The sequence below is a fragment of the Streptomyces sp. NPDC054786 genome (assembly GCF_053611685.1).
The window spans coordinates 1-23338 of sequence record NZ_JBSHAW010000022.1; the positions used below are offsets into that span (position 1 = coordinate 1).

Sequence of the window (23338 nt, forward strand, 5' to 3'; positions counted from 1 at the left end):
GCACTGACCCACTCCTTCCGCACCGGCGACGAACTCCTGCGCCTGTCCCAGGACACCGGCCTGTCCATCTCCGCCCTCATGCTGGACAACGAGAAGGCCTGGCGCACCGAGGACGAGATCCGCGCCGGACTCCTGGAGATCTGGCAGGTCATGCAGTCCTGCGTCACCCGCGGCATGTCCCGCGAGGGCATCCTGCCCGGCGGCCTCAAGGTCCGCCGCCGCGCCGCCCACTCCGCCCGCCAGCTGCGCTCCGAAGGCAACGCCGAAGCCCACGCCATGGAGTGGACCACCCTCTACGCCATGTCCGTCAACGAGGAGAACGCCGCCGGCGGCCGCGTCGTGACCGCCCCCACCAACGGCGCCGCCGGCATCATCCCCGCCGTCCTGCACTACTACATCAACTTCGGGGCCGGTAGTGCCTCTGCAGGAGACAAGCAAGACGGCGTGGTCCGCTTCCTGCTCGCCGCCGGCGCCATCGGCATGCTCTTCAAGGAGAACGCCTCCATCTCCGGCGCCGAGGTCGGCTGCCAGGGCGAGGTCGGCTCCGCCTGCTCCATGGCCGCCGGCGGCCTCGCCGAGGTCCTCGGCGGCTCCCCCGAACAGGTCGAGAACGCCGCCGAGATCGGCATGGAACACAACCTCGGCCTGACCTGCGACCCCGTCGGCGGCCTCGTCCAGATCCCCTGCATCGAACGCAACGGCATGGCCGCCGTCAAAGCCGTCACCGCCGCCCGCATGGCCCTGCGCGGCGACGGCCGCCACCACGTCTCCCTCGACAAGGTCATCAAGACCATGAAGGACACCGGCGCCGACATGAGCGTCAAATACAAGGAAACCGCACGCGGTGGCCTCGCCGTCAACATCATCGAGTGCTGAGGACCGGCAAGTAGCCCGTGCCCCCGGGGGGCGGGCGGATCACCCGGGCGGCGCGGGTGCGCGTTCGCGCAGGATCGTCGCCACGGCTTCGGCGTCGTCCGGCGTGATGAACGGACGGACGAAGCGGCCCAGATCGAGGATCAGCGCGTCCTTCTTCGAGAACCGCCCCGGGTCCAGACTCGCCCAGTAGCGCGGGTGGGCGGTCCCCCAGATCCGGGCCTGACCGCTGAAGGCGCCGATCTCCACCCGCCGGACCGCCTGAATCGAGGCGTAGCGGACGGTCTTCGTACCCCACGGGAAGTAGTAGCCGCGGATGCGCAGAGCATCGGCGGTGCACTCGATCCAACGGTCCCGGTAGAGGGTGTCTGTCATCGTCCGTCCTCAGCCTCTCGCGCCGTCGTGGGCCTCGATACGGAAGGCAAGCGCGGCACACCCGGCCGCCCGCAGCGGCCGCGCGGGGCGGCGACGATGCCCGTCCCACCGCCCGCCACGAGGACAACTCGCCGTTCCGTCATGTGTGTTCAAGCCTCCGGGGGTGGTCAGCTCTCCCTCTCGCGATCATACGGACGACCACCGCAAGCCGGGCGCGCGCCTTCACAACCATGACGGAATCTCAACGCACGGCGATCAGCCCGCCTTCAGCTGGGCGGTGGCGGCATCGACGGTCTGGGTGAGCAAGGTGGCGATGGTCATCGGACCGACGCCGCCGGGGACCGGGGTGATCAGGGAGGCACGGGTGCACGCCGACTCGAAGTCCACGTCACCGACGTTGCCGGGGTTGGAGCCGGCGTCGATCACGACGGCCCCGGGCTTGAGGTGCTCGCCGCTCAGGAACCGGGGACGGCCGACGGCGGCGACCAGGACATCGGCGTCCTTGGTGATCGATGCGAGGTCGGTGGTGCGGGAGTGGCAGTAGGTGACCGTGGCATTGCGCGCGAGCAGCAGCATCCCGACGGGCTTGCCGAGGATCGCACTGCGACCGACCACGACGGCGTGCTTGCCGGCCAGGTCGACGTCGTAGTGATCCAGGAGGCGCAGGATGCCGCCGGGCGTGCAGGAGGCGAAGCCGTCCAGGCCGAAGCTCATCGCGGCGAAGGAGTGGCAGGTGACGCCGTCGACGTCCTTCTCGGGGGCGATGGCCTCGAAGGCGGCACGCTCGTCGATGTGCGGGCCGGCCGGGTGCTGGAGCAGGATGCCGTGCACGTCGGGGTCGTCCGACAGTGCGGTGATCGTGTCGACCAGCTCCGCGGTCGTGGTGGCGGCGGGGAGCGCGATATGCCGGGAGCGGATCCCGGCCTTCTCGCAGCGCGCACGCTTCATGCGGACGTACGTCGCCGAGGCGGGGTCGTCGCCCACCAGTACGGTCGCCAGACACGGGGACGTTCCGGTCTGCCGGGTGAGGGCCGCCGCGCGCTCCGCGGCCTGTTCGACGATGCGGCGGGCCAGTGTGCTGCCGTCCATGAGGCGTGCGGTCCGGGACATGGTGTGCTCCTGAGCGTCGTGTCGGATCGCCCAGGCGCGCGGCACTGGCCAGAAGTGGCCGAGCCGCTCCCCGGTGGTACTCCACCCAAGCGCCAGTCACGGCCCGGCGCCCACTGTAATCGACGCCCGGAAGCCCTGGAGGAGGTCCCCGGCATCTACTCCGTCACGCGCGTCGAGCCCCTCAACGGCCGGGCGGGTGCCCGAGGGACCGGGCTCGTCACACACCCCCTTGACCAGGGGCGGAGAGCGGCGGCGTGGTGGAGCTGGTGGCTTCCCAGTGGCTGAGGATGCCGTCCCAGTCGTGCTGCGCGGCGGTGATGGCACTGGCATCCCAGGTGGCATGGGAAGGCTGTTGATACTGCTGGTGCTGTGGATGCTGTTGCTGGTGCTGTGTGTGTTGTTGCTGGTGCTGTGGGTGTTGCTGTGGGTGCTCCTCGTAGACCCGGTACTCCTGGTACTCCTGCTGATCCGGGTAGTTCTGGTACTGCTGCTGCTTCCAGGGATCGTGCTCGTAGGACTCGCGCGTCGGCTGCGGTGGGCGCTCGCGCCAGGTCAGATGGGCGCTCTCGTGCTGTGGGGAAGGCGGGAGATTGGCCATCCGGCGATGCCGGCCCGTGCGGTCCGGTGGCGGCGCCTGGGTCGGGCGGCTTTCGGCGGCGAGCTGTTGTGCGCGTGCCACAAGGAGCCGGACATCGAGTCCGAGTTCGGTGGCCAGCGCGGTGAGGTCAACTCCGCTGTGCCAGCTGCTCATCAGGACCGCGTCCAGGGCCGGCGCCCAGGCCGGTTCGCCGGGCTGGGGGGCGGCGGGGGCGTGGGCCGTCGCCGGCGCTGCCGGGCCCACGGGGTGCGGCGTGGAGTGCGGCGTGGAGTGCGCCGCGGGGGGCGTCGTGGAGTGTGCCGCGGGGGGTGTGGCGGTCTGCTGGGCGGGCGGCTGCTCGCAGGTGTTCTGGGCGAGTAGGCTCTTGGCGACCGCGCGGGCGTCGTCCTTGCCCACCGTGCGGCGGGCCAGGCGCACTTCGCGCTCGTCCAGGCCGAGCAGCTCCGCCACCACCCCGTCGCTGCCGACGGTCACGGCGAAGGCGGCCAGGGTCCGCGAACGGCGGGCCTCGGCCTCGTCGAGGAGTCCCTGCGTCCGGCGGACCTCGTCATCGCTGCTGCAAAACGCCTGTGCGAGTACGGCATGCCGCTCCCACAACTCCCTCGGTTCCATGACTGCGTCAACGTTTCTTCGCCGGTACTTGGACTGCTTCCCGGCTATAGATCACTGCATAAGGTGATATTCGAGAGAGATACGTCCTTGCCTCCGCGGCGGAAGTACGGACTCCTGCAAAAATACGCAGTGACCCCAGGGCGGAAGAATCGTTTCTACGGCCATGAGCGACCCCTCTTCCGGCACCGTCGCAGGTCACGGACAGACCCCCCTCCCCCGCCCCGGGCACACACCACGGTGGATCACCGCGGAGATCATCAGGCAGACACCGGTGTACGCCGGGCTGGTCAAGCAGTGGACGGAGCGCGCCGCCACCGTACCCGGGGTTGCCGATCCGGAGTGGCAGCGGCTGGTCTCCTACCGCGCACTGATGGAGGAGACCGAGACGGCCCTGACGGCTCTCCGGCCCCATCGCGCGCCCGATGTGCTGCCGCCGAGAAAGCACGTCCCCGCGGCCCGTACGGCCCGGCTGGACGCCTGAACCCGGTGTGCGCCGGCGGGCGCCGGCTCGCGGACTGAAGCGGCGCCCCGGCCGGAGTACCGTTGAGTTGTCGAGGATTTACCGCTGCCCGGCTCCTGCGCCGACAGCGGCTTTGACCAGCGACGGAGCCCGGGTGAGCGCAACGGATGACACGGACTTCAGCCCGATCGGGGTGATCGGGCGAGTGACCGTCTCGATCCCGAGCGACGGGCCGGGCGAGGTGCTGCTGCCCGTACGCGGCGGGACCGAGGCCTTCGCCGCCTGGTCCCGCGAGCCCATCGCCCGCCATACACAGGTCATCGTGGTGGACCACACCTCGGCGCGGTCGGTGATCGTCGCGCCGCTGCCCACGTGACCGGCCGTCCGAAGACCGTGGCCGGCCGCCCGAGCACTGCCTTTCCCGCAGCCGTCCCCGCACACCCACCGAGGCCGGTCGCAACGGACCAGGAGCCTTTCGATGTTGTTCTGGCATGTTCCTGCGCCGAACGAGGCGCTGTTGATCTCCGGCTCGAAGCGCCGGACCGGGGACGCCCAATTCCGTATCGTCACGGGCCATGGCTGCTGGGTCATGCCCGTCAAGCAGAAGGCGAGCCTGCTGGCGCTCTCGCTGCGGGAGGCGGAGATCTCCGAGGACTGCGTCACCCAGCAGGGCATCCGGATCGGGGTCCGCGCGGTCGCCGTCTTCAAGGTCGGTGACGACCAGACCTCGATCGCCAACGCCGCGCGCCGGTTCCTGGACGAGCAGACCACCATGGAAGAGCTGGTGGGCCGGATCTTCGCCGGTCACCTGCGGTCGATCGTCGGCGGGCTGACCGTCGAGCAGATCATCCGGGAACGGGACCGGGTCGCCCAGGAGGTCAAGGACGGCAGCCACTCCGAGATGGAGAAGCTCGGCATCGTCGTCGACGCCCTGCAGATCCAGGAGATCGCCGACACCTCCGGCTACATCACCAACCTCGCCGCCCCGCACGCCGCGGCGGTCGCCAGCGCGGCGCGGATCGCACAGGCCAAGGCCGACCAGGAAGCCACCGAGCGGGAACAGCAGGCGGCGGCACTCAAGGCCGAGTACGAGCGGGACACCGCGATCAAGCGGGCCGGCTTCCTCGCCGAGACCGAGCAGTACAACGCCCGCGCCGCACAGGCCGGCCCGCTGTCGCAGGCCAGGGCCTCGCAGGAGGTCATCGAGGAGCAGACCGCGCTGGCCCAGCGGCAGGCCTCGCTCGCCGCCCAGCGGCTGGAGGCCGAGGTGCGCCGCCCGGCGGACGCCGAGGCCTACCGGCTGCGCACCCTGGCGGAGGCACAGCGTGACCAGGTCCGCTTCGAGGCGGATGCCCGCGCCTACAGCGAGCGGGCCGTCGCCCAGGCACGGGCCGATGCGAACACGGCCCTCGCGGGCTCGCTGCGGGACGGCAACCAGGAGCTGATCGCCGCCAACCGCACCATCGAGAACCTCCCCGCCCTCGCCAAGGCCGCGGCCGAGGGCCTCTCCGGCTCCCGGCTGACGGTGCTCAACGGCACCGACGGGGTGAACGAGATCGCCTCCGGCATCGTCGGCCAGGGGCTGGCCATTCTCGACAGCCTCAAGCAGGGGACCACCACGTCCGGCTCCGCTCCCCCGCTCGCCGACGGTGCGGGGCCGGTGCCGCAGAAGGTGACGAATCTGAACCGGGAAGGCGCCGGATCCGGCTCCTCCTGACCGTTCCCGTCACCCGCCCGCGAGACCCGCGAGATGGCAGGCCGGGCCGGCCGGACAGGACAGGGAACTCCTGACGGGCAGCGCCGGGTCCGCCGGACACGGAAGGTGTCCGGCGGCCCGGCGGCGCCGGGTCCGCCGTCGGCGAACGGCGGATCAGGTCAGGCGGCGGATTCCTTGGGCGTACCGCGCCAGCGGGTCAGGACGAGGTGGGCGACGACCCCGAAGAGCAGTCCCCAGAAGGCGGATCCGATGCCGAAGAGGGTGACGCCGGAGGCGGTGGCGAGGAAGGTGATCAGGGCCGCCTCGCGGTCCTTCTCCTCCTTCACCGCACCGGTCAGGCCGCCGGCCAGGGCGCCGAGCAGCGCGACACCGGCGACCGCCGCCACGAGTTCCTTGGGCAGTCCCGCGAAGAGCACCACCAGCGTCGAGCCGAACGCCCCGATGAGGAGGTAGAACGCTCCGCAGGAGACTCCGGCCACGTATCGGCGCCGGGGGTCGCGGTGGGATTCGGGGCCGGTGCAGATGGCGGCCGTGATCGCCGCGAGGTTGATGGCGTGGGAGCCGAACGGGGCGAGCAGCGTGGAGACCAGGCCCGTCGAACCGATCAGGAGGCGGTCCTTGGGCTGGTAGCCGGACGCGGTGAGCACCGCCATGCCCGGTGCGTTCTGCGAGGCGAGGGTCGCCAGGATCATGGGCACCGCGATGCCGATGAGCGAGGCGAGCGAGAAGTCCGGGGTCGTCAGGACCGGCTTGGCCAGCTCGATCCGGTCCAGATGGATGTCCAGCCGGGAGCTGGCCGCGCTGGCGAGGACGCCCGCCGCCAGGGCGACGAGTACGGCGTACCGGGGCAGCCAGCGCTTGGCCAGGAGGTAGGCGACCAGTACCGAACCGGCAATGAACGGTGCGGTCTTGAGGGAGGTGAAGACTCCTGTGCCGAACGAGAACAGGATGCCGGCGAGCATGGCGGAGACGACGGCGGTGGGCACCTGCCGCATCAGCCACCCGAACACCCCGGTCAGACCGACCAGGGTGATCACCAGTCCGGTGATGAGGAAGGCCCCGATGGCTTCCGCGTAGGAGTAGGCCCCCAGGCTCGTGACCAGGAGGGCCGCACCGGGGGTCGACCATGCGGTGATCACCGGCATCTTGGTGCGCAGGCTCAGCGCGATGCAGGTCAGACCACTGCCGATGGAGATGGCCCATACCCATGAGCTGGTCTGGGCGGTGTCGAGGTGCCCGGCGGATGCCGCCGCGAGCACGATGACGAGCGGACCCGAGTAGGACACGACGACGGCGACGAAGCCCGCCAGTACCGCGGACAGTGAGGCGTCACGCAGGAAGCCGGGCCGGCGCCCCGGCCCGGCGGCCGAGGGCGGGCCGGCGCCTTCCGATGCCGCGGCGCCCGCCGGCGCGGAGGAGTCCGGCGGGGCGGCTTCGGAGTGGGGAGTGGGGGTCTTGGAACTCAACGGTCTTCCTTAGCGGCCTTTTCAAGGGCCTGTTCGAGGTCGGCGACGAGGTCTGAGGGGCTCTCCAGACCTATGGACAGGCGCAGCATGTCCTTCGGCGAGGTACTACCCGGCCCTTCGAAGGTGTAGCGGTGTTCGATCAGACTCTCCACGCCGCCCAACGACGTGGCGCGGATGAAGAGTTCGCAGTGGTTCGCGGTACGCAGGGACTGCTGCCATGCGCCGTCGACGTGCAGGGAGAGCATGCCACTGAATCCCCCGGTCATCTGGCGGGCGGCGATCTCGTGTCCGGGGTCGGTGGGCAGTCCCGGGTAGGCGACGCGGCGGACGAGGGGGTGTTCCGCGAAGTGCTCGGCCACTGCCATCGTGGTGGCCGAGATCTGGCGCATACGGGGGAAGAGCGTGCGGATGCCCCGCATGAGGAGGTAGGTCTCCAGCGGCCCGAGTATCGGGCCGGTCAGCCGGCGGTGCAGCTGCAGCCGTTCCCAGATCGCGTCCCGGGCCTCCGTGCTCTCCGGCGCCTTGACGAGCAGTCCGGCGACGACATCCGTATGGCCGTTGAGGTACTTGGTGCCGGAATGCATGATCAGGTCGGCGCCGAGTGCGAACGGCCGGGAGTGCACCGGGGTGGGGACGGTGTTGTCGACGCCGAACAAGGCGCCGGCCCGGTGCGCGATCTCGGCGCACGCGGCGAGGTCGGTCACCGTCCAGGTGGGGTTCGCCGGGGATTCCGCCCACACCAGCGCGGTCGGGGCAGCGGTCACGGCGGCAGCCACCGCGTCCAGGTCGTTCATGGGTGCCTGGACGACGTCCAGGCCGCGCTGGGGGCCGAACTCCCGCAGCCACTTGGTGAGTCCGAAGTACATGGTCTGCGGGACCACGACCCGCGCGCCGGCGGGCAGTACCTGGAAGACGGAGGTGGCGGCGGCCATACCGGACGAGAAGACGAGCGCGTCCGAGCCGCCCTCCAGACCCGCCACCACGTTCTCGACCTGCTCGTACCCCGGCGTCCCCTGGTCCCGGAGGTACGCCAGTCCGGCGGGCGACCGGTATGCGTTGTCGCGCGCGTAGGTGGCGCCCAGCCCGACCGGGGGCGGCACGGCGCCGGTGGTCGGGCAGCGCCAGCCGTCGCCCTGCGCGGCGCGCGTCTCGGGCCGGTACTCCTGCGTCCACGGGGTGAAGGTCTCGCTGTTGTTCATCGCTTCCTCGTCATCAGTTCCGGCAGAGCAGTGCCCAGGGCGAGTTCCGCGTCCAGCAGTGCACGGGAGGGCGCGCCGGGCGAGGGCACATAGTGGTTGTAGTAACTGGATCCCTCGGTGTGCGGGCCGAGGAGGAACAGACGCGGCTGCGCGGCGCCCGTACGGTCGATGCCCTGGCCCTGCCGGGTGACGTCGAGCCCGTGCACCGTGCCTCCGCGGTGGGCGAGGGTACGGAGGCGGCCCGCGGCGACGAGCGTGCCGAGCAGCGACCCGGGCACCCGGTCCGCGCCGGGCTCGGCCACATGCGCCTGCACCACGTGGTCGACCTCCATCCTCAACGGCTGGGCCAGACAGGTGGATTCCAGTCGCCAGGGGCCCGCTCCGGCCGGTGCGACGACCTTCGGCTGCGGGCCGGGGCCGAGCCGGACGATCCCCGCGGCGATCAGGGAGAGCAGCTCCGCCGACCGGTCGAGCTGCGGGCCGATCACCTGCCGGTTCACCGCGGGAGCGAACTCCCCGAAGAACGTGGCCAGGGACGCGTCGTCGACGCCGGGCGGGTCGATGACCGCCCGCAGGACATCGCGGTGGTCGCGGAGGACCTCCAGGGCCTCCTTGAGGGGGCTCACACCGAGGCCTTCCCTGGCCTCGGCCAGATCGGCGGTGACCTCGGCGGTGAACCAGTCACGGTAGGCGTCGTACCCCGTCCACTGCCGGTCCGTGAGGTCAGCGGACAGGATCCCGGGCACCGGGCCGGGGCCGAACCGGGCACGCAGCTCCGCCAGTACGCTCTCGTGCCCCGCCCTGGCGCAGCGCCTGGTGAGTTCCAGCCCCGCGCTCATGGCGTCGCCCAGCTCCCGGGCCAGCAGCGCGCGGTAGTAGGCGAGTTCCATCTCGGCCTCGACGAGCGGCAGGACATCGTCGGCAAAGCGGAGCCGTCCCTCCGCACGGTGGGTGCGGAGCGCGTCGAGACGGTCCGTGGTCAGCGCCAGCGGCGCGAAGCGCACACGTCCAGGGTGGAGGCGGGGGCGGCTGCGCGAGGGCAGCCCGGAGCGGTTGGTGAGCACGATCGACGGCTCCCGCCCACTGGGGAGGTAGCGCATTCCGTCCGCGCCCGTCGTGTGCCTGCCGCCGCGTCCGAGCGTCAGCGTGGCGATGACGTCCATGGCGGTCAGCCCCGCGCCGAGGACGGCGACGCGTTCACCCGCTCCGATACTGTCGAGCGCCGCGGGCAGCGGGTAGGGGCGGGTGACCAGTCGTGGATCGGGGGCGGGCGCCGCGGGCCGGTAGAGCGTGTGGTGCCCGACGGTGACGAAGACGGCATCGGCTTCGATGCGGGTGCCGTCGGCGAGGACCACCGTCTCGGTGTCCGGTGCCCCGGGGAGGATGTCGACGGCGGTCGTACCGTGCCGGACCAGTGTGAGGGTCTCGGGCGCCGCCTCGGCGATCTCCTCCGCCGCCCAGACGAGATATTCGTTCAGGAGCCTGCGCGGCAGGAAGTCGTTCGGCCGGATCTCCCGTCCCTCTCCCGCGCGCACGGTATAACCGTCGTCCGCCAGCCGCAGATCCCGTTGTCGGCACCATGCGTGGAGCGAGGGGCCGGACAACGGTACGGGGCCGTCCACCATGTCCGCGTCGGCAAAGGCCGTCAGCTGTGCGCAGACGGTGTTGAGCAGGAGGTGGTCGGGCTGGCCGGGCAGGTGGAATCCGGCGCCGAAGGGCTGCGGGTCGATGAGGTGGACGGTGAGCGGGGCGGGCCGGTCGAGGCAGTGCGCGACCAGCCGTTCGAAGATGCCCAGGCCGCGCGATCCGGCGCCCACGATCGCGACGGAGCGGGGTATGTGGTTCACCACCGGCGGGTCTCCCCGAAGAAGTTGGGCACCTCGATGGCGGTGCCGTCCTTGCGGGCCTCGCCCAGGACGAACGCGCCCACGGCCAGGTCCAGCACACCCAGGCCGAACGGCGAGAAGATCACCGGGCGGTCCGGGGAGAGCGTCACCTCGCCGTTCAGCACTCCGGCGAGGGTCCCGTTGACGAACTCGCGGGAGCCGGACAGCTGCTCGGCGAGGTGGGGTGAGGTCTGCGCCTTGAGGCAGTGGTCGATGTCGTCGAGGACGTTGTCCGCCGCCAGGACCACCTCGGGGGCCAGGTCACGCAGGGAGACATGGAGCACGAGCTGGCCGGGCTTGAACGGCGTGCTGACGTAGGGCTCCAGCGCGGTCGTGGCGAAGACGACGGTGTCGGCCCGCAGTGCGGCATCGAGGTCGGCGGTGAAGGTGGCCGCACAGTGCTGGGTGGTGCGCACATGCTCGGCCAGGGCCTGTCCGGAGGCCTCGTCGAGGTCGTGGACGAGGTACGAGTCCGGGACGCAGCCCGCGACGGCCAGGTAGTCGCAGATGTTGCGCGCGATGACTCCCCCGCCCACGACGGCGATCCGGGTCCCCGCGAAGCCGTCCGGGCGGAGCGCGGTGGCCGCGACGGCCGCGGAGGCGGCGGTACGGGCCGAGCTGATGCTCGCGGCTTCCAGGCAGGCGATCGGGTAGCCGGTCTCGTAGTCGTTCAGAAGGAGGACGGCCGATGCCCGCGGGGCTCCGATGCGGGTGTTGCCCGGGAAGCTCGCAATCCATTTGATGCCGGCGAGCTGGACGTCGGCGCCCAGGAACGCGGGCAGCGCAATGATCCGGGAATCCGGCTTGTCCGGGAAGCGGAGGAAGTAGCTGTCCGGATTGATGGAGTCTCCGGACTCATGCGCCCGGTAGGCGCTGCGCACAATGCCGAGGACGTCTCCGCGCTTGTCGTCGAGGACCTGGCGCACCGTTTCTCCGGCGACTATCTCGAAGTTGAACATAAATCTTCCCCCCGTCTCAGGCCGGTGCCTGAGATATCTTGTGGCCGGCTATCTCGGGCCAGCGTTCGGCCACCCATGCGTCGTTGTAGATGGTCTCCAGATAGCGATCGCCGAAGTCCGGTGAAATCGCCACCACGACACTTCCGTCCGGGATGTTCTTGGCCGCATCATGCACGGCGCACAACACCGTTCCGGACGACCCGCCCAGGAGCAGTCCGCGTTCTTCGGCCAGCGTCCGGCACATCTCGACGGAATCCGCTTCGGGAATGAGCACGACGTCGTCGATATTCCGTGTGTCCAGTATTTCCGGGCGCCGGCTCGTCCCCAGGCCCGGAATGTGCCGCCGGGAGGCCGGCCCGCCGAAGGTCACCGAACCCGCGGCGTCCACCGCGATGATCCGGGTGGCGGGGCTGTGCCGGCGGAGGTACTCCGCGCAGCCCATCAGCGTTCCCGTCGTACCGGCCCCGATGAAGGCGTAGTCGATATGGCCGATCTCCTCCAAGATCGCACGGCCGGTGCGATCCCGGTGCGCCTGCGGTCCGGCCGGGTTGGCGTACTGGTTCAGCCAGTGGAGATCGGGATCGCGGCGCAGCCGTTCGCCGATGTAATCGATGCGCGATTGCAGATAGCCGCCCTGGGCGTCCCGGACGTCGATGACCACCACTTCGGCGCCGAGGACCTCCATCAGGCGCCTCGACTGGACGGTGGCGTTGGGGTCCGTGACACAGGTCAGCGGGTATCCCTTTGCCGCACACACCATTGCCAGGGCGACGCCGAGGTTTCCCGACGTCGACTCGATCAGCCGGGTCCGCGGAAAGCAGCGACCGGAATCCTCGGCCGCCGCTACGAGCGCGACGGCGGTCTTGAGCTTTACCGAACCGGCAGGATTGAGACCCTCCAGCTTGAGGAAGACCGAACTCCCCGGAACCAGTTGGTCAAGCCGGATGAAGAGATCATCCAGCACAAGATCATAAACTTCTTCCGCTATCACCAGAATCCAAACCGTTGAAAATGGGCAGCGCAAAGCAAGTGCACTCGCTCGAGCGAGATACCCATGGGCTTGATGGTCGGCGCACGGGTCAGGTGCGCGCTACGCAGAAGGGACCCTTTCCCCCGTCCCCCATTGGCCGCAAATCCCCCATTCACGATGCGACAGGGCAATCCTGCCATCCCGCAAGCCCCGTGACAACGATTCACCTGAATCCAAAAAACGTTGAAACGTGAAATGTGGCGGGGCGACTCGGCGGAATGCAATCCTCCTGTTAACCGGTCGGTCCGGCCGGGGCCGTACGGATACCGGCACCACGGCCCTGTTGACGCCACGGAAACCAGCGGCCCGGCACATGCCACGGCATGCAGAGGGAGCCCGGGATGCATCGTCCCGGGCCCCCTGTACGGCTACCTGACAGGTTCTAGAGCAGTCCGAGCACCCCGAGGCCGAGCAGCCCGTCCCGGCCCAGGCCGCTACCGTCACGGCCGCCCTCGCGGGCGCCGTCGCGCCCCAAGCCGTCGTCGCGCCCGAAGCCGTCGCGTTCGTAGCCGCCGTCACGGCCGGAGCCGACGCCGTCGCGGCGGCTGCTGTCACGGCCGTAGCCGTCGTAGCCGTCGTGGCCGCCGTGCCCGAAGCGGCCGTGGCTGTGGCCGTGGTGTCGGTTGTGATGCCGGTTGTGATGCCGGTTGTGGTACCGGTCGCCGTAGTGGCCCCTGTCGCAGTGGTGCGAGTAGCACTTGGCGGTCTGTGAGCTGTTGGGCACCGGGGTTGCGGCGGTGGCGGCGCCTGCCGTCGGCACCACCAGGGCAGCCGCGGCCAGGCCGGCCACTGCAAGGCCGCGAGGGATCGAACGGAGCATGTTTCCACCTTCACTCGACTCTGCAGAAAAGGAATATTCTCTGCAAAACCGACAATAAGGGTGGCTTTGTCCATCGACTCGCGACCCGCCGCAGAGTCACTGGAACGCAGCACGAACTGCAGCAGGCCACGCCACGACCCGCCTGTTCACTCCGGAATCGGGCCGCTTTCCCCTTCGGTCCCCGCACCCTGCGGCAGGCCCTCCAGCAGACCCCCCAGGGCGCCCACGACGAGCCGGCACACCGTGTCGGGATCGGCGCTCGCCAGCGGCTCCTTGCCGACCACCACACGCATCAGGCCAATTCCCAGCAGCCAGGACAGCGCCAGATCCCCGCGCAGGGTCCCGGTGTCGGACTCGGAGAGCGTGGCGAGCACCGCCGCATACTCCTCTCCCAGCCCCCGCAGCGCATCCGCGATCTCGTCGCTGCCGCCGATGGAGCGCAGACACACCTCCAGCGAGCGGTCGGCGCCCTCCCTGCCGCCGGCCAGCATGCCGCGCAGCGCGACCTCGAACAGCCGCTCGGCGGGAGTGGTGCGCAGCTGCTCGTGGCCGCCATGCGCCATCACCTCCCCGAACAGGGCCTTCTTCGAGCCGAAGTAGCGGAACAGCAGGGCCTGGTTGACCCCGGCGCGGGCCGCGATGTCGCGCACCGTGGCCCGCTCGTAGCCACGCTCGGCGAACAGCTCCGACGCGGCGTCGAGCAACCGCAGTCGCGTGCCCTGTGCGTCCCGGCGGTAGGTGCTCGGCACGTCGTGCTGCGGGGACTCCGCCATCGCCACGCTCCTCTCCGTTGGCCCGTCACGATGACGGCCACAATGCGTCGTTGACCGCCCCGAGGGGGCGGCCTACCTTATGTAAGCAGGTGCTTACACAAGGGAGGTCACCGTGACCACAGCCGACACAGCACCCCTTTCCTACCCCTTCAATGTCCCCGAGAGCCTTGAGCTTTCCGAAGAGTACGAGCAGGCCCGCAACCGCCCGGGACTGCTGAAGGTGCGGATGACGTACGGCGAGCCGGCCTGGCTCGTGACCCGGTACGCCGAGGCCCGGTTCGTCCTCGGCGATCAGCGCTTCAGCCGTGCCGAGGGCGTCCGGCACGACGAGCCCCGGCAGTCCGAAGGGCGCCGCGACAGCGGCATCCTGGGCATGGACCCGCCCGATCACACCCGGCTGCGCACGCTGGTGGCCAAGGCGTTCACCGTCCGCCAGGTCGAGAAGCTCAGGCCGCAGGTCAAGCAGCTGGCGAACGGGCTGCTCGACGAGCTCGCGGCGGCCGGGCCACCCGCCGACCTGGTGGACCGTTATGCGCTGCCCATCCCCGTCGCGGTGATCTGCCGGCTGCTCGGCGTGCCGGCCGAGGACCGGCCGCGGTTCCGGGTGTGGAGTGACGCCGCTCTGTCGACAAGTTCCCTCACGGCGGCGGAGTTCGACGCCAACCTTGAAGAACTCCGCTCCTACATGCGGCAGTTGATCGAGGAGCACCGGCGGGCGCCTCAGGACGATCTGATGACGGCGCTGATCGATGCCCGGGACGTCAACGACCGGCTGTCCGAACTCGAACTCGTCGACCTGTGCGTCGGGATCCTGGTCGCCGGGCACGAGACCACCGCTACCCAGATCCCCAACTTCGTTCTTGCGCTGCTGGATCATCCGGGCCAGCTCGCCCTGCTGCGCGAACAGCCGGAGCTGATCGGCGGGGCCGTGGAGGAATTACTGCGGTTCGTGCCGCTCGGCAGTGGCGCGAGCCAGCCGCGCTATGCGACGGAGGACATCGAGGTCGGCGGGACGCTGGTGCGGGCCGGCACCCCGGTCCTGGTGGCGGTGGGCGCGGCCAACCGCGATGCACTGCGCTTCGACGCACCGGGGACGCTGGACATCTCCCGGGGCGGAACCCAGCACCTCGGGTTCGGTCACGGTGTCCATCACTGCCTGGGCGCACCGCTGGCCCGGCTGGAGCTTCAGGAGGCGCTCATCGCCCTGATCACCCGGTTCCCTGAGCTGCGACTGGCGGGCGACGTGGAGTGGAAGAGCCAGATGCTGGTGCGCGGTCCGCGGGTCATGCCGGTGGGGTGGTGAGCTGATGAGCTGGAAGGTGGAGATCGACCCCGAGCAGTGCATGGCCTCGGGATCCTGCGCCGCCATCGCGCCGGATCTCTTCGCCCTGGACGGCGCGCACGCACGTCCGCTGAACGAGCGGATCGACGAGGACGAGCGCGCCTTGGACGCCGCCGACATCTGCCCGGCCGTCGCCATCACCGTCCGGGACGGCGAGAAGGTCATCGGGCCCCGGCCCTAGGTACGGCAAGAGCGGCGACAACCGACGACGGGGCGTGGCGGCGGCCACGCCCCGTTGCCGGTTCTGCGTGGGTCCGGCCGGCGCGGCAGGCCGGGGCCCCTCTCGTTCCGCTGCGGAACAGGGGTGCGACGATGGGCCTGTCATGGATGCGGGGCAGGTTCTCAGGGGGCTACGCGCGGCGGTGTTCGCGGCGGTCTGTGTGCTGCTCGCCGCGCTGGGGCACATGGTGATGTCCGATGCCGTGGTACCCGTGTGGATGCTGCTCGTCGCCGGGGCGGGGACCGCGGCCGGCGCCTGGTGCTGTGCGGGCCGGGAACGCGGGCCGCTGTGGGTGGGGTTGCTGACCGTCGGCACCCAGGCGGCCCTGCACAGCGCCTTCTCGCTCGGCCAGGCGGTCGCCCGTACGGGAGGCGGCGAGCGGTCGCTCGCACGCCAGTGGGCGGAGAACTGGCTGTGCGGCGCGGAGGGGATGCGGCTCTCCGGCCGGGACGGCGCACAGCTGCAGCAGCTGATGCATCAGCAGATGGCGGCCATGCCCTCGATGGACCATGCGGGCCATGTGCAAGACATGGGCGGCATGGGGCACATGGGCAGCATGGCCCACCCGGATCAGATGCCGGGGATGCACGGCAGCGCGACCGGCATGCTGGCCGCCCACCTGCTGGTCGCACTGCTCAGCGCCGGATGGCTGTGGGGCGGCGAACGGGCGGCGTTCCGGCTCGTACGGACCGTGTCGGCCCGGCTGTTCGCGCCGCTGGTGCTCGTCCTGCGGGTTCTGCTGCCCGAGCCGCGGGCCGCCGTCCGCGCCGCCCGTCAGGAGCCGCGGCGTGCGGTGCGGCAGTTGCTGCTGGCGTATACGAGGTCGTTGCGGGGTCCGCCGCATGAGCCGGCTGTCTGCTGACAGCACAGTCGAATTCCTGAGCCGACGGACGGGCGGGCGCCGAGTGCACCCGCCGACGGTCCCGGCTCCGACTTCACCGGTCCCCGCCGCGCGGCGACCGGATCATGCGAAGGACTCCAGATGATGATTCCTGTCCGGATGCCGGTGGCGCTGCTGCCGGCGTCCGTTCCCGGCGCACCGGCCGACGGGGGCGGGCGCCCGCGGGCCACCGCGTCCCCCGCCTCAACCTGCCCGGGTGCCGCCGCTGTCCGCCGAGCCGGGAGGTACCCCCGGCCGTGCGGCGGCCGGCCGCAGCCGGGCGAGCAGCGCATCGGCGGCCGTCGGGTCGTCCTCGGGGTGCGCGACGGCGCGGTCGAGTCCTGCCGTCAGGGCACGTGCCTGCGCGTCCCACCGTCGGCAGTCCCGGCAGTCGGCGAGGTGGTCGTCGAGCCGGCCGGGGGTGAGCTCGGGTGGCAGTTCCTCGCCGTCGAGGCGGGCGGAGAGTGCCGTACGGATGCGCGAGCAGAGCATGCGTCCATCCTCCACGAAGCGCGACCGGGCGGCGAGGGGCGGTCGCGGTATGCGGGATGACGAGGCGGTGACGGGCTGGGCGCTGGCCGCCCGTACCGGTGACGAACGGGCCGTCGAGCAGTTCGTGCGGGCCACCCAGCTCGATGTGCGGCGCTATGTGGCGCACCTCAGCGGTGATCCGCAAGCGACCGACGACCTGGTGCAGGACACCTATGTCCGGGCGCTGCGCAGTCTGCCGCGGTTCGAGGGCCGGTCGTCGGCGCGGACCTGGCTGCTGACCATCGCCCGGCGGGTCGTGGCGGACCGCATCCGGTCCCACGCGGTGCGGCCCCGGCTGGCCGCGACCGACGACTGGCAGACGGCCGCCGAGCGGGTGCAGCCGCGGGGTGTGCCGGGGTTCGACGAGGGCGTCGCGCTGGCCGAACTGCTGGCGGCGCTGGCGCCACAGCGGCGGGAGGCGTTCGTGCTCACGCAGTTGCTCGGGCTGCCGTACGCGGCGGCGGCCGGGGTGATGGGCTGCCCCGTGGGAACCGTGCGGTCCCGGGTGGCGCGCGCCCGGGAGACGCTGGTCGCGTTGCTGACGGAGGCGGAGCGCCCCGAACCGGCCGACGGGCCACGCGTATACGCGGACGCCCTGGCCTGACGGGCCGCGCAATCGGGCGAGTGACGGGGCTCATGGGCGGGCGAAGGCCGGTCCATGAGCCCCGTGGCGTCGGGGGCCCGGCGGGTTCACCGGCCGGGACGTACCGCGCGGGCCCGTACGGTCCGGGGCGGGCCGTGGCGGAAGTGCAGCGTGAAGGTGAGCCGGTCGCCGGGCGCGAGCCGTGGCGGCGGGCTGACCATGACGTCCAGGGTGGTCGGCGTCATGGTCAGCGCGCCGCCCGCCGGGACGGTGGCGGCCCGGACCATCGTCATGCTCCGGGCGTTGTGCCCGAGGTCGACGGTGCGGCTGAGCATCGCGCGGTGGCCGGCCGGGCCGGTGACGCCCGTCAGGACGTCATCGGCGCCGCCGGTGTTGCGGAGGGTGAAGAACGCGGCGGTGGCCTCGGATCCCGAGGGGATCAGCACCCGGCCCTCGGGGACGCTCAGTTCCGCGGGGCGGCCCGCATGGCCGGTGGCGGTCCATGCGGTGAGGGTGCCGAGGGTCGCCAGACAGGTGAGCAAGGGGACGGCGGCGGACGGGACGGACAGCCGTTTCATGAGGTCTCCCGGCCGGCCGGTGTCCGGCGGTTGTGGGGGCGGCGGACCGGATTACCGGGCCCGGCCGGCCGCCAGGCGCGCAGCCGCAGGCTGTTGCCCACGACGAGGAGGGAGCTGGCGGACATGGCGGCGGCCGCCGGCATCGGACTGAGCAGGCCGACGGCGGCCAGCGGCACGGTGACGAGGTTGTAGCCGAAGGCCCAGACGAGATTGCTGCGGATGGTTCCCAGGGTGCGCCGGGCCAGGCGTACCGCGTCAGGGATGGCCTGGAGGTCCTCGCGTACGAGGGTGACATCGGCGGCGCCGATCGCGGCATCGGTGCCGCTGCCCATGGCGATCCCGAGGTCGGCGAGGGCAAGGGCCGCCGCGTCGTTGACGCCGTCGCCGACGACGGCGACCCGGGCGCCCTGCTCCCTAAGGGTGGTGACGAGGGCGGCCTTGTCCTCGGGCCGGGCCCCGGCGTGGATTTCGGTGATGGCGAGATGGCCGGCCACCGCGCGGGCGGTGGCGGCACGGTCGCCGGTGGCCAGGACCGGCCGCAGCCCCAGGCGGCGCAGGTGGTCGACGGCGCGGTAGCTGTCGGGGCGGAGGGCGTCGCCAACCGCGATGACGGCCTCCGGGGTGCCGTCGACGGTGACCTGGACGGCGGTGTGACCGGCCGCCTCCGCGGTGTGCACCGCTTCCGGCAGCGGGGCCGGCAGGCCGGTGAGGTCGCCTGGCCGGGTGACCTCCACCCGGTGCCGGTCGGCCGTGCCGTGGACGCCGTGCCCGGGTGTGGCGCCGAAGTCCGTTACGGACGGCAGCGGTTGGCCCGGGAGGCGGGCGTCGGCGGCCGCGCCGATCGCGCGGGCCAGCGGATGTTCGGAGCCCTGCTCGACGATGGCGGCCAGCCGCAGCACCGCCGCGGATTCGAGGCCGCCGGTGCGCGCGGTGAGGGCGGTGACGCTCATCCGGCCCGTGGTGAGGGTGCCGGTCTTGTCGAGGACGACGGTGTCGATGCGGCGCAGTCGCTCCAGCGCCTCCGGCCCGCGGACCAGGATCCCGAGCTGGGCGCCCCGGCCGGTGGCGGCCAGCAGCGCGGTCGGGGTGGCCAGCCCCAGGGCGCAGGGGCAGGCGACGACGAGGACCGCCACCGCCGCGGTGACCGCGGCCTGCGGGTCGGCCCCGGCGCCGAGCCAGAAGCCCAGGACGGTGACCGAGACGGTCAGGACGGCGGGGACGAAAACGGCCGCCACCGCGTCGGCGAGCCGCTGGACCTTGGTCTTGCCGGTCTGGGCGTCCTCGACGAGCCGGGTGATCCGGGCGAGCTGGGTGTCGGCGCCCACCGCGTCGGCCCGTACCTCCAGCAGACCACCGGAGTTGACCGCACCGCCGACGGCCGCCGCCCCCGGACCGACGTCGACGGGGCGGCTCTCCCCGCTGATCAGGGACAGGTCCAGGGCGGAACTGCCCTCGACGACGGTGCCGTCGGTGGCGACCCGTTCCCCGGGCCGGACCAGGAAACGGTCGCCGGCCCGCAGCCGGTCCACCGGGATGCGCCTGACCGGGGCGCCCCCCGTGCCGTCGGCCGTGCGCACCTCGACGTCCTTGGCGGCGAGTTCGGCCAGGGCGCGGAGGGCGGCCCCGGTGCCGCGCCGGGCCCTGGCCTCCATCCGCCGCCCGGCCAGCACGAACAGCGGCACACCGACGGCGGCTTCCAGGTAGAGATGCGCGGCCCCGTCGCCGGCGGCGGGCAGCAGGCTGAACGGCATCGTCATTCCGGGTGCCCCGGCTCCGCCGAGGAACAGCGCATAGGCGGACCAGGTGAAGGAGGCGACGACGCCGAGCGAGACCAGGGTGTCCATGGTGGCTGCGCCGTGCCGCAGACCACGCAGCGCGCGGGCGTGGAAGGGGGCGGCGCCCCATACGGCGACGGGCGCGGCGAGCACGAAGCACAGCCACTGCCAGTCGCGGAACTGCCAGCCGGGCACCATCGACAGGACCAGGACGGGGAGCGAGAGCACCGCGGTCACCAGCAGCCGGTGCCGCTCGGTGCGGGCGCCGTCGTCCCGGTCGTCCGGGCGGCCGGCGAGCGACGGCCGGTCTTCCGCATCCGGCGCCGGGGCGGGCCCGTGGAGCTGTGCGGTGAACCCGGCGGCCTCGACGGTGCTGACGAGGTCGGTGACGGAGACCGCCGCGGGGTGGCTGACCGTTGCCCGGCCGGTGGCGAGGTTCACCGTGGCGGCGACGCCGTCCAGCCGGCCGAGCTTCTTCTCGACCCGGCCCACACAGGCCGCGCAGGTCATCCCACCGATCGTGAGGGTGGTGGTGCCGGGCGGGGCCGAGGCCGCCAGCGGGGGCGATGACGGGGGTCCGGGCCGGGGCTGCGGCATCATCGCGGCACTCCCCCCGTCACCGGGCGGGGGTCCGCGCCGCCCATGCCGTGCATACCGCCCATGTCCCCGTCATCGGCGGGCGGGCCGCCTCCCGTACGGGCATCACCGGCCGGGCGCAGATCCGGGGCCACCGGACCGGCGACGGCACCGGCCGCGTACGACAGCGTGCCGAGCAGCGCCAGCAGCACGAGGAAGCCGATGACCGGCCGTGCGGGCAGCAGCCGTTGGACGGCCTGACGGAGAGGGGGCCGACTACGGTCGGCCGAAGAGCGGGACATCGCGTCATCGTGGCAGGTGGAGGCGGTGCCGAGCGGGCCATCGGGGGCTCGGCGGAGGGTGAGGTTTGTCCTGTTCCCGCGCCGGAACTCGGCGGCCTCCGGCGCCGACTAACTGGGTTTGTGGGGCGTCCCCTTCGGCGCCCCTTCGGCGTCCGCTTCGGCGCCCCTTCGGCGTCCGCTTCGGCGCCCCTTCGGCGTCCGCTTCGGCGCCCCTTCGGCGTTCGCTTCGGTGCCCCCGGGTCCGGTTCGACGTCGGCTTCGGCATCCTCTGCTTCGGCATCCTCTTCGGTTACTTCCCGGCCGCCCACTTCGCCACCCCGCTCGCCCGCCCGGCCGAAATCACCGTCCCCGGCGGGAACTCGACGCGCCCCGCGCACGACCTCTCCAACGCCGTGCCGTCCGGGCGCGGTTCGTCACCGACCGGCACCGCCGAGGAGGACACCTTGTCCACACCGCCCGACCCCGTAGAGCTGTACGGGCCGGAGTACACCCGCGATCCCTATCCCCTGTACGCCGAGCTACGGGCGCGCGGCCCGGTCCACCGGGTGCGCTTCCCCAGCGGGGTGTGCGCCTGGCTCGTCACCGGCTACGAGGCCGCCCATCAGGCGCTGACCGACACCCGGCTGGGCAAACACCATTCGCGTGGCAACGCGGCCTGGCGGGCCCGCGCCTCGATCATGCCCGAGCCCCAGCACTCCCAGCTCCAGGTGCATCTGCTCCACCAGGACCCGCCGCGGCACACCGCGCTGCGCCGGCTGATCACCGACGCCTTCGCGCCGCAGCGCGTCGAGGGGCTCCGCCCCCGCTTCCAGGCGATGGCCGACGCCCTGCTCGACGGCCTCCCGGACGCCGGCGAGGCCGATCTGGTCGAGGTGTTCGCCGGGCGCTTCCCGTTTCAGGTGCTCGCCGAAGTCATCGGGCTGCCGGGGGAGTTCGCGGCGCGCTTCGACCGCGACTGGGGCAAGGTGGTCCAGCCCGTGGGGCCGGCGGACCCCGGCCGTCCGGCGTACGAGGCGCGGCTGCGCGGACTGCAGCAGTACATCGCCGATCTGGTGGTCCACAAACGCGGGGAGCACGGCGAGGATCTGCTCTCCCGGCTGGTGGCCGCGCGCGACGACGGCCGGCTCGGCCGGGAAGAGCTCGATTCGATGATCTTCCAGCTGCTGGTCGCCGGACAGGAACCGGTCACCCACCAGATCAGCACGGCCCTGGTCACCCTGCTGCGCCATCCCGCCCACCTGGCGGCGCTGGCCGGCCGTCCGGAGCTGCTGCCCCGTGCCATCGAGGAACTGTTGCGTTATGACAGCGCCTTCGAGCTGACGACCTGGCGGTTCTTCGCCGAGGACACCGATCTGCACGGGACGCGGATCCCGGCGGGCGACTCCGTCATCGTGTCGCTGTGTGCGGCCAATCGCGACGCCCGGCAGTTCCCCGACGCCGACGCCCTTCACTTCGACCGCGCCCCCAACCCGCACCTCGCCTTCGGCCACGGCATCCACTTCTGCCCCGGCGCCGCACTCGCCCGTATCGAACTCCACATCGCCCTGGGCACCTTGCTGAGACGGCTGCCGGACCTGCGGCCGGCCGTCCCGGACGGCGAGCTGGGCTGGATCCCGGCGGTACTGGCGCGCGGGGTCGACCGGCTGCCGGTGACCTACGGCGCGCCGGCCGCCTGTCCGGGCGCGGGCGGGCCGGATGCCGCGTGCTGACCAGCCCGGCCCGGCCGCGACCCGGTGTGCCCCTCGGCCACCCGGCCGGCTGCACGGCGGTGCTCGCCGAGCTCCTGCCCCACCGCCGCACGCTGGACACCGGCCACGGGGACACCCCGGACGCCTTCCCCGCCCAACTGCGGCAGCTCGCCGCTCCGGTGGCGGCGGGCGAGCCGATCGTGTTCACCCTGCCGGGCTTCCCGTGCAAGTCGCCCAACCCCGCCAAGGTGCTCGGCCACCTCCCCGACGAGGGCGAACGGTTGGCACTGCGCTTCCTGGACGCCCTGTGTGCCCGGATCGAGGCCGTCCACCCGCCCGGTGCGCGGGTGGTCATCTGCTCGGACGGGCATGTCTTCAGCGATCTCATCCAGGTGTCCGACCGGGACATCGATGCCTACGCGGACGCGCTGCGCGCCCTGATCCATGACGAGGGACTGACCCGGCTGGACGTCTTCGACCTGCGCGAGGTGTACGGGCAGCGGCTGTCGCACGACGCCAAACGGGCCCTGGTCCACGAGCGTTACGCACCGGCCCTGGAGGCCCTGCGGTCCCTGACGCGCAGCGACGAACCGACGCGCCGCCTGTACCAGGGCATCACCCGCTTCCTCTTCGAGGACTCCGCCTCGTTCCCGGGCACCCGTTCGGCGTTGCAGCGCGACTGCCGCCGCCGCGCCTACGGGGTGATGCAGCGCAGCCGCGCCTGGGGCGAGCTGGTCGGCGCGTACCACCCGGGCGCGTTCCGGCTCTCCATCCATCCGCAGCCGCAGGGCTCGGCCAAGTTCGGCATACGGCTGCTCGATACGCCCGATGTGTGGATGACGCCCTGGCACTCCTGCGTGCTCGAACACGGCGACGGGCGGCGGGAGTTGCTGCACCGCGCGAAGGCCGAACGGCTCGGCCGGCTGATGTTCCACCGGGGGCGGCCGAGCCACTTCGTGGCCGGGTGAGGGGGCGGGGTGCCCGC

The 23338-nt window shown here is 71.9% G+C and carries 24 protein-coding genes and 1 riboswitch; of the genes, 10 read left to right on the plus strand and 14 right to left on the minus strand.

Annotated elements, in window-relative coordinates; genetic code table 11:
• A partial coding sequence (locus ACWGI6_RS19385; protein ID WP_453268642.1) for an L-serine ammonia-lyase occupies positions 1-876 on the plus strand: 876 nt, incomplete at its 5' end.
• A gap of 39 nt (positions 877-915) precedes the next feature.
• Here the strand turns inward: ACWGI6_RS19385 and ACWGI6_RS19390 are convergent.
• The 3 genes from ACWGI6_RS19390 to ACWGI6_RS19400 form a co-directional block, all read right to left on the minus strand.
• A complete protein-coding gene (locus tag ACWGI6_RS19390) occupies positions 916-1248 on the minus strand; it encodes a PH domain-containing protein (RefSeq protein ID WP_393909005.1) in 333 nt (110 codons plus the stop codon).
• Between the two features lie 255 nt (positions 1249-1503).
• Positions 1504-2358, minus strand: coding sequence for a bifunctional 5,10-methylenetetrahydrofolate dehydrogenase/5,10-methenyltetrahydrofolate cyclohydrolase (locus ACWGI6_RS19395; RefSeq protein ID WP_453268643.1), 855 nt, complete (start codon positions 2356-2358; stop codon positions 1504-1506).
• Positions 2359-2379: 21 nt separating this feature from the next.
• Positions 2380-2468: riboswitch (ZMP/ZTP riboswitch) on the minus strand.
• Between the two features lie 107 nt (positions 2469-2575).
• Positions 2576-3568, minus strand: coding sequence for a hypothetical protein (locus ACWGI6_RS19400; protein ID WP_453268644.1), 993 nt, complete (start codon positions 3566-3568; stop codon positions 2576-2578).
• A gap of 163 nt (positions 3569-3731) precedes the next feature.
• Here ACWGI6_RS19400 and ACWGI6_RS19405 point away from each other — a divergent pair, with 163 nt between their 5' ends.
• The 3 genes from ACWGI6_RS19405 to ACWGI6_RS19415 all read left to right on the plus strand — a co-directional run bounded on the left by ACWGI6_RS19405 (position 3732) and on the right by ACWGI6_RS19415 (position 5745).
• Positions 3732-4049, plus strand: a complete 318-nt coding sequence (locus ACWGI6_RS19405; protein WP_453268645.1) for a hypothetical protein — start codon at positions 3732-3734, stop codon at positions 4047-4049.
• A 133-nt stretch (positions 4050-4182) separates the two neighbouring features.
• Positions 4183-4404, plus strand: coding sequence for a hypothetical protein (locus ACWGI6_RS19410; RefSeq protein WP_393909001.1), 222 nt, complete (start codon positions 4183-4185; stop codon positions 4402-4404).
• Between the two features lie 102 nt (positions 4405-4506).
• Positions 4507-5745: an SPFH domain-containing protein gene (locus ACWGI6_RS19415; RefSeq protein WP_453268646.1), complete on the plus strand. Its 1239-nt coding sequence runs from the start codon at positions 4507-4509 to the stop codon at positions 5743-5745.
• A gap of 158 nt (positions 5746-5903) precedes the next feature.
• Here ACWGI6_RS19415 and ACWGI6_RS19420 read toward each other — a convergent pair whose 3' ends face one another.
• The 7 genes from ACWGI6_RS19420 to ACWGI6_RS19450 form a co-directional block, all read right to left on the minus strand.
• Positions 5904-7211, minus strand: a complete 1308-nt coding sequence (locus ACWGI6_RS19420) for a benzoate/H(+) symporter BenE family transporter (protein WP_453268647.1) — start codon at positions 7209-7211, stop codon at positions 5904-5906.
• Complete coding sequence (locus ACWGI6_RS19425; RefSeq protein WP_453268648.1) at positions 7208-8410, minus strand: trans-sulfuration enzyme family protein; 1203 nt, start codon at positions 8408-8410, stop codon at positions 7208-7210. Before ACWGI6_RS19425 ends, ACWGI6_RS19420 begins: the two co-directional genes overlap by 4 nt.
• Complete coding sequence (locus ACWGI6_RS19430) at positions 8407-10257, minus strand: FAD/NAD(P)-binding protein (protein WP_453268649.1); 1851 nt, start codon at positions 10255-10257, stop codon at positions 8407-8409. Before ACWGI6_RS19430 ends, ACWGI6_RS19425 begins: the two co-directional genes overlap by 4 nt.
• Complete coding sequence (gene sbnB, locus ACWGI6_RS19435; RefSeq protein ID WP_453268650.1) at positions 10254-11255, minus strand: 2,3-diaminopropionate biosynthesis protein SbnB; 1002 nt, start codon at positions 11253-11255, stop codon at positions 10254-10256. The genes ACWGI6_RS19430 and sbnB overlap by 4 nt, the downstream gene beginning before the upstream one ends.
• 16 nt (positions 11256-11271) lie before the next feature.
• Positions 11272-12246 carry a 2,3-diaminopropionate biosynthesis protein SbnA gene (gene sbnA, locus ACWGI6_RS19440; protein ID WP_453268651.1) on the minus strand — a complete coding sequence of 325 codons (975 nt, stop codon included), beginning with the start codon at positions 12244-12246 and terminating at the stop codon, positions 11272-11274.
• Between the two features lie 421 nt (positions 12247-12667).
• A complete protein-coding gene (locus tag ACWGI6_RS19445; RefSeq protein WP_453268652.1) occupies positions 12668-13105 on the minus strand; it encodes a hypothetical protein in 438 nt (145 codons plus the stop codon).
• Between the two features lie 146 nt (positions 13106-13251).
• The gene (locus tag ACWGI6_RS19450; RefSeq protein WP_453268653.1) at positions 13252-13878 is read right to left on the minus strand and encodes a TetR/AcrR family transcriptional regulator; all 627 of its coding nucleotides are present in this window, start codon (positions 13876-13878) and stop codon (positions 13252-13254) included.
• Between the two features lie 112 nt (positions 13879-13990).
• Here ACWGI6_RS19450 and ACWGI6_RS19455 point away from each other — a divergent pair, with 112 nt between their 5' ends.
• From ACWGI6_RS19455 to ACWGI6_RS19465, 3 genes are all read left to right on the plus strand, one after another.
• Positions 13991-15181, plus strand: a complete 1191-nt coding sequence (locus tag ACWGI6_RS19455) for a cytochrome P450 (protein WP_453268654.1) — start codon at positions 13991-13993, stop codon at positions 15179-15181.
• Positions 15182-15185: 4 nt separating this feature from the next.
• Positions 15186-15401: a ferredoxin gene (locus tag ACWGI6_RS19460; protein WP_453268655.1), complete on the plus strand. Its 216-nt coding sequence runs from the start codon at positions 15186-15188 to the stop codon at positions 15399-15401.
• A gap of 142 nt (positions 15402-15543) precedes the next feature.
• Positions 15544-16302: a PE-PGRS family protein gene (locus ACWGI6_RS19465; protein ID WP_453268656.1), complete on the plus strand. Its 759-nt coding sequence runs from the start codon at positions 15544-15546 to the stop codon at positions 16300-16302.
• A gap of 222 nt (positions 16303-16524) precedes the next feature.
• Here ACWGI6_RS19465 and ACWGI6_RS19470 read toward each other — a convergent pair whose 3' ends face one another.
• Positions 16525-16812, minus strand: a complete 288-nt coding sequence (locus tag ACWGI6_RS19470) for a zf-HC2 domain-containing protein (RefSeq protein WP_453268657.1) — start codon at positions 16810-16812, stop codon at positions 16525-16527.
• Positions 16813-16861: 49 nt separating this feature from the next.
• On the opposite strand from ACWGI6_RS19470, the gene ACWGI6_RS19475 reads away from it, so the two are divergent.
• The gene (locus ACWGI6_RS19475) at positions 16862-17455 is read left to right on the plus strand and encodes a sigma-70 family RNA polymerase sigma factor (RefSeq protein ID WP_453268658.1); all 594 of its coding nucleotides are present in this window, start codon (positions 16862-16864) and stop codon (positions 17453-17455) included.
• An 86-nt stretch (positions 17456-17541) separates the two neighbouring features.
• Here ACWGI6_RS19475 and ACWGI6_RS19480 read toward each other — a convergent pair whose 3' ends face one another.
• Genes ACWGI6_RS19480 through ACWGI6_RS19490 form a run of 3 tightly spaced genes read right to left on the minus strand, consistent with a single transcriptional unit; the run spans position 17542 to position 20665 of the window.
• Positions 17542-18012 carry a copper chaperone PCu(A)C gene (locus tag ACWGI6_RS19480; RefSeq protein WP_453268659.1) on the minus strand — a complete coding sequence of 157 codons (471 nt, stop codon included), beginning with the start codon at positions 18010-18012 and terminating at the stop codon, positions 17542-17544.
• Positions 18009-20387, minus strand: coding sequence for a heavy metal translocating P-type ATPase (locus ACWGI6_RS19485; RefSeq protein WP_453268660.1), 2379 nt, complete (start codon positions 20385-20387; stop codon positions 18009-18011). The genes ACWGI6_RS19480 and ACWGI6_RS19485 overlap by 4 nt, the downstream gene beginning before the upstream one ends.
• Positions 20384-20665, minus strand: coding sequence for a hypothetical protein (locus ACWGI6_RS19490; protein WP_393908985.1), 282 nt, complete (start codon positions 20663-20665; stop codon positions 20384-20386). Before ACWGI6_RS19490 ends, ACWGI6_RS19485 begins: the two co-directional genes overlap by 4 nt.
• A 443-nt stretch (positions 20666-21108) precedes the next feature.
• Here ACWGI6_RS19490 and ACWGI6_RS19495 point away from each other — a divergent pair, with 443 nt between their 5' ends.
• Both ACWGI6_RS19495 and ACWGI6_RS19500 read left to right on the plus strand, forming a co-directional pair.
• On the plus strand, positions 21109-22374 hold the full coding sequence (locus ACWGI6_RS19495) for a cytochrome P450 family protein (RefSeq protein ID WP_453268661.1): 1266 nt from the start codon (positions 21109-21111) through the stop codon (positions 22372-22374).
• The gene (locus tag ACWGI6_RS19500) at positions 22371-23321 is read left to right on the plus strand and encodes an L-tyrosine/L-tryptophan isonitrile synthase family protein (protein ID WP_453268759.1); all 951 of its coding nucleotides are present in this window, start codon (positions 22371-22373) and stop codon (positions 23319-23321) included. Before ACWGI6_RS19495 ends, ACWGI6_RS19500 begins: the two co-directional genes overlap by 4 nt.
• Positions 23322-23338: the final 17 nt, after the last annotated feature.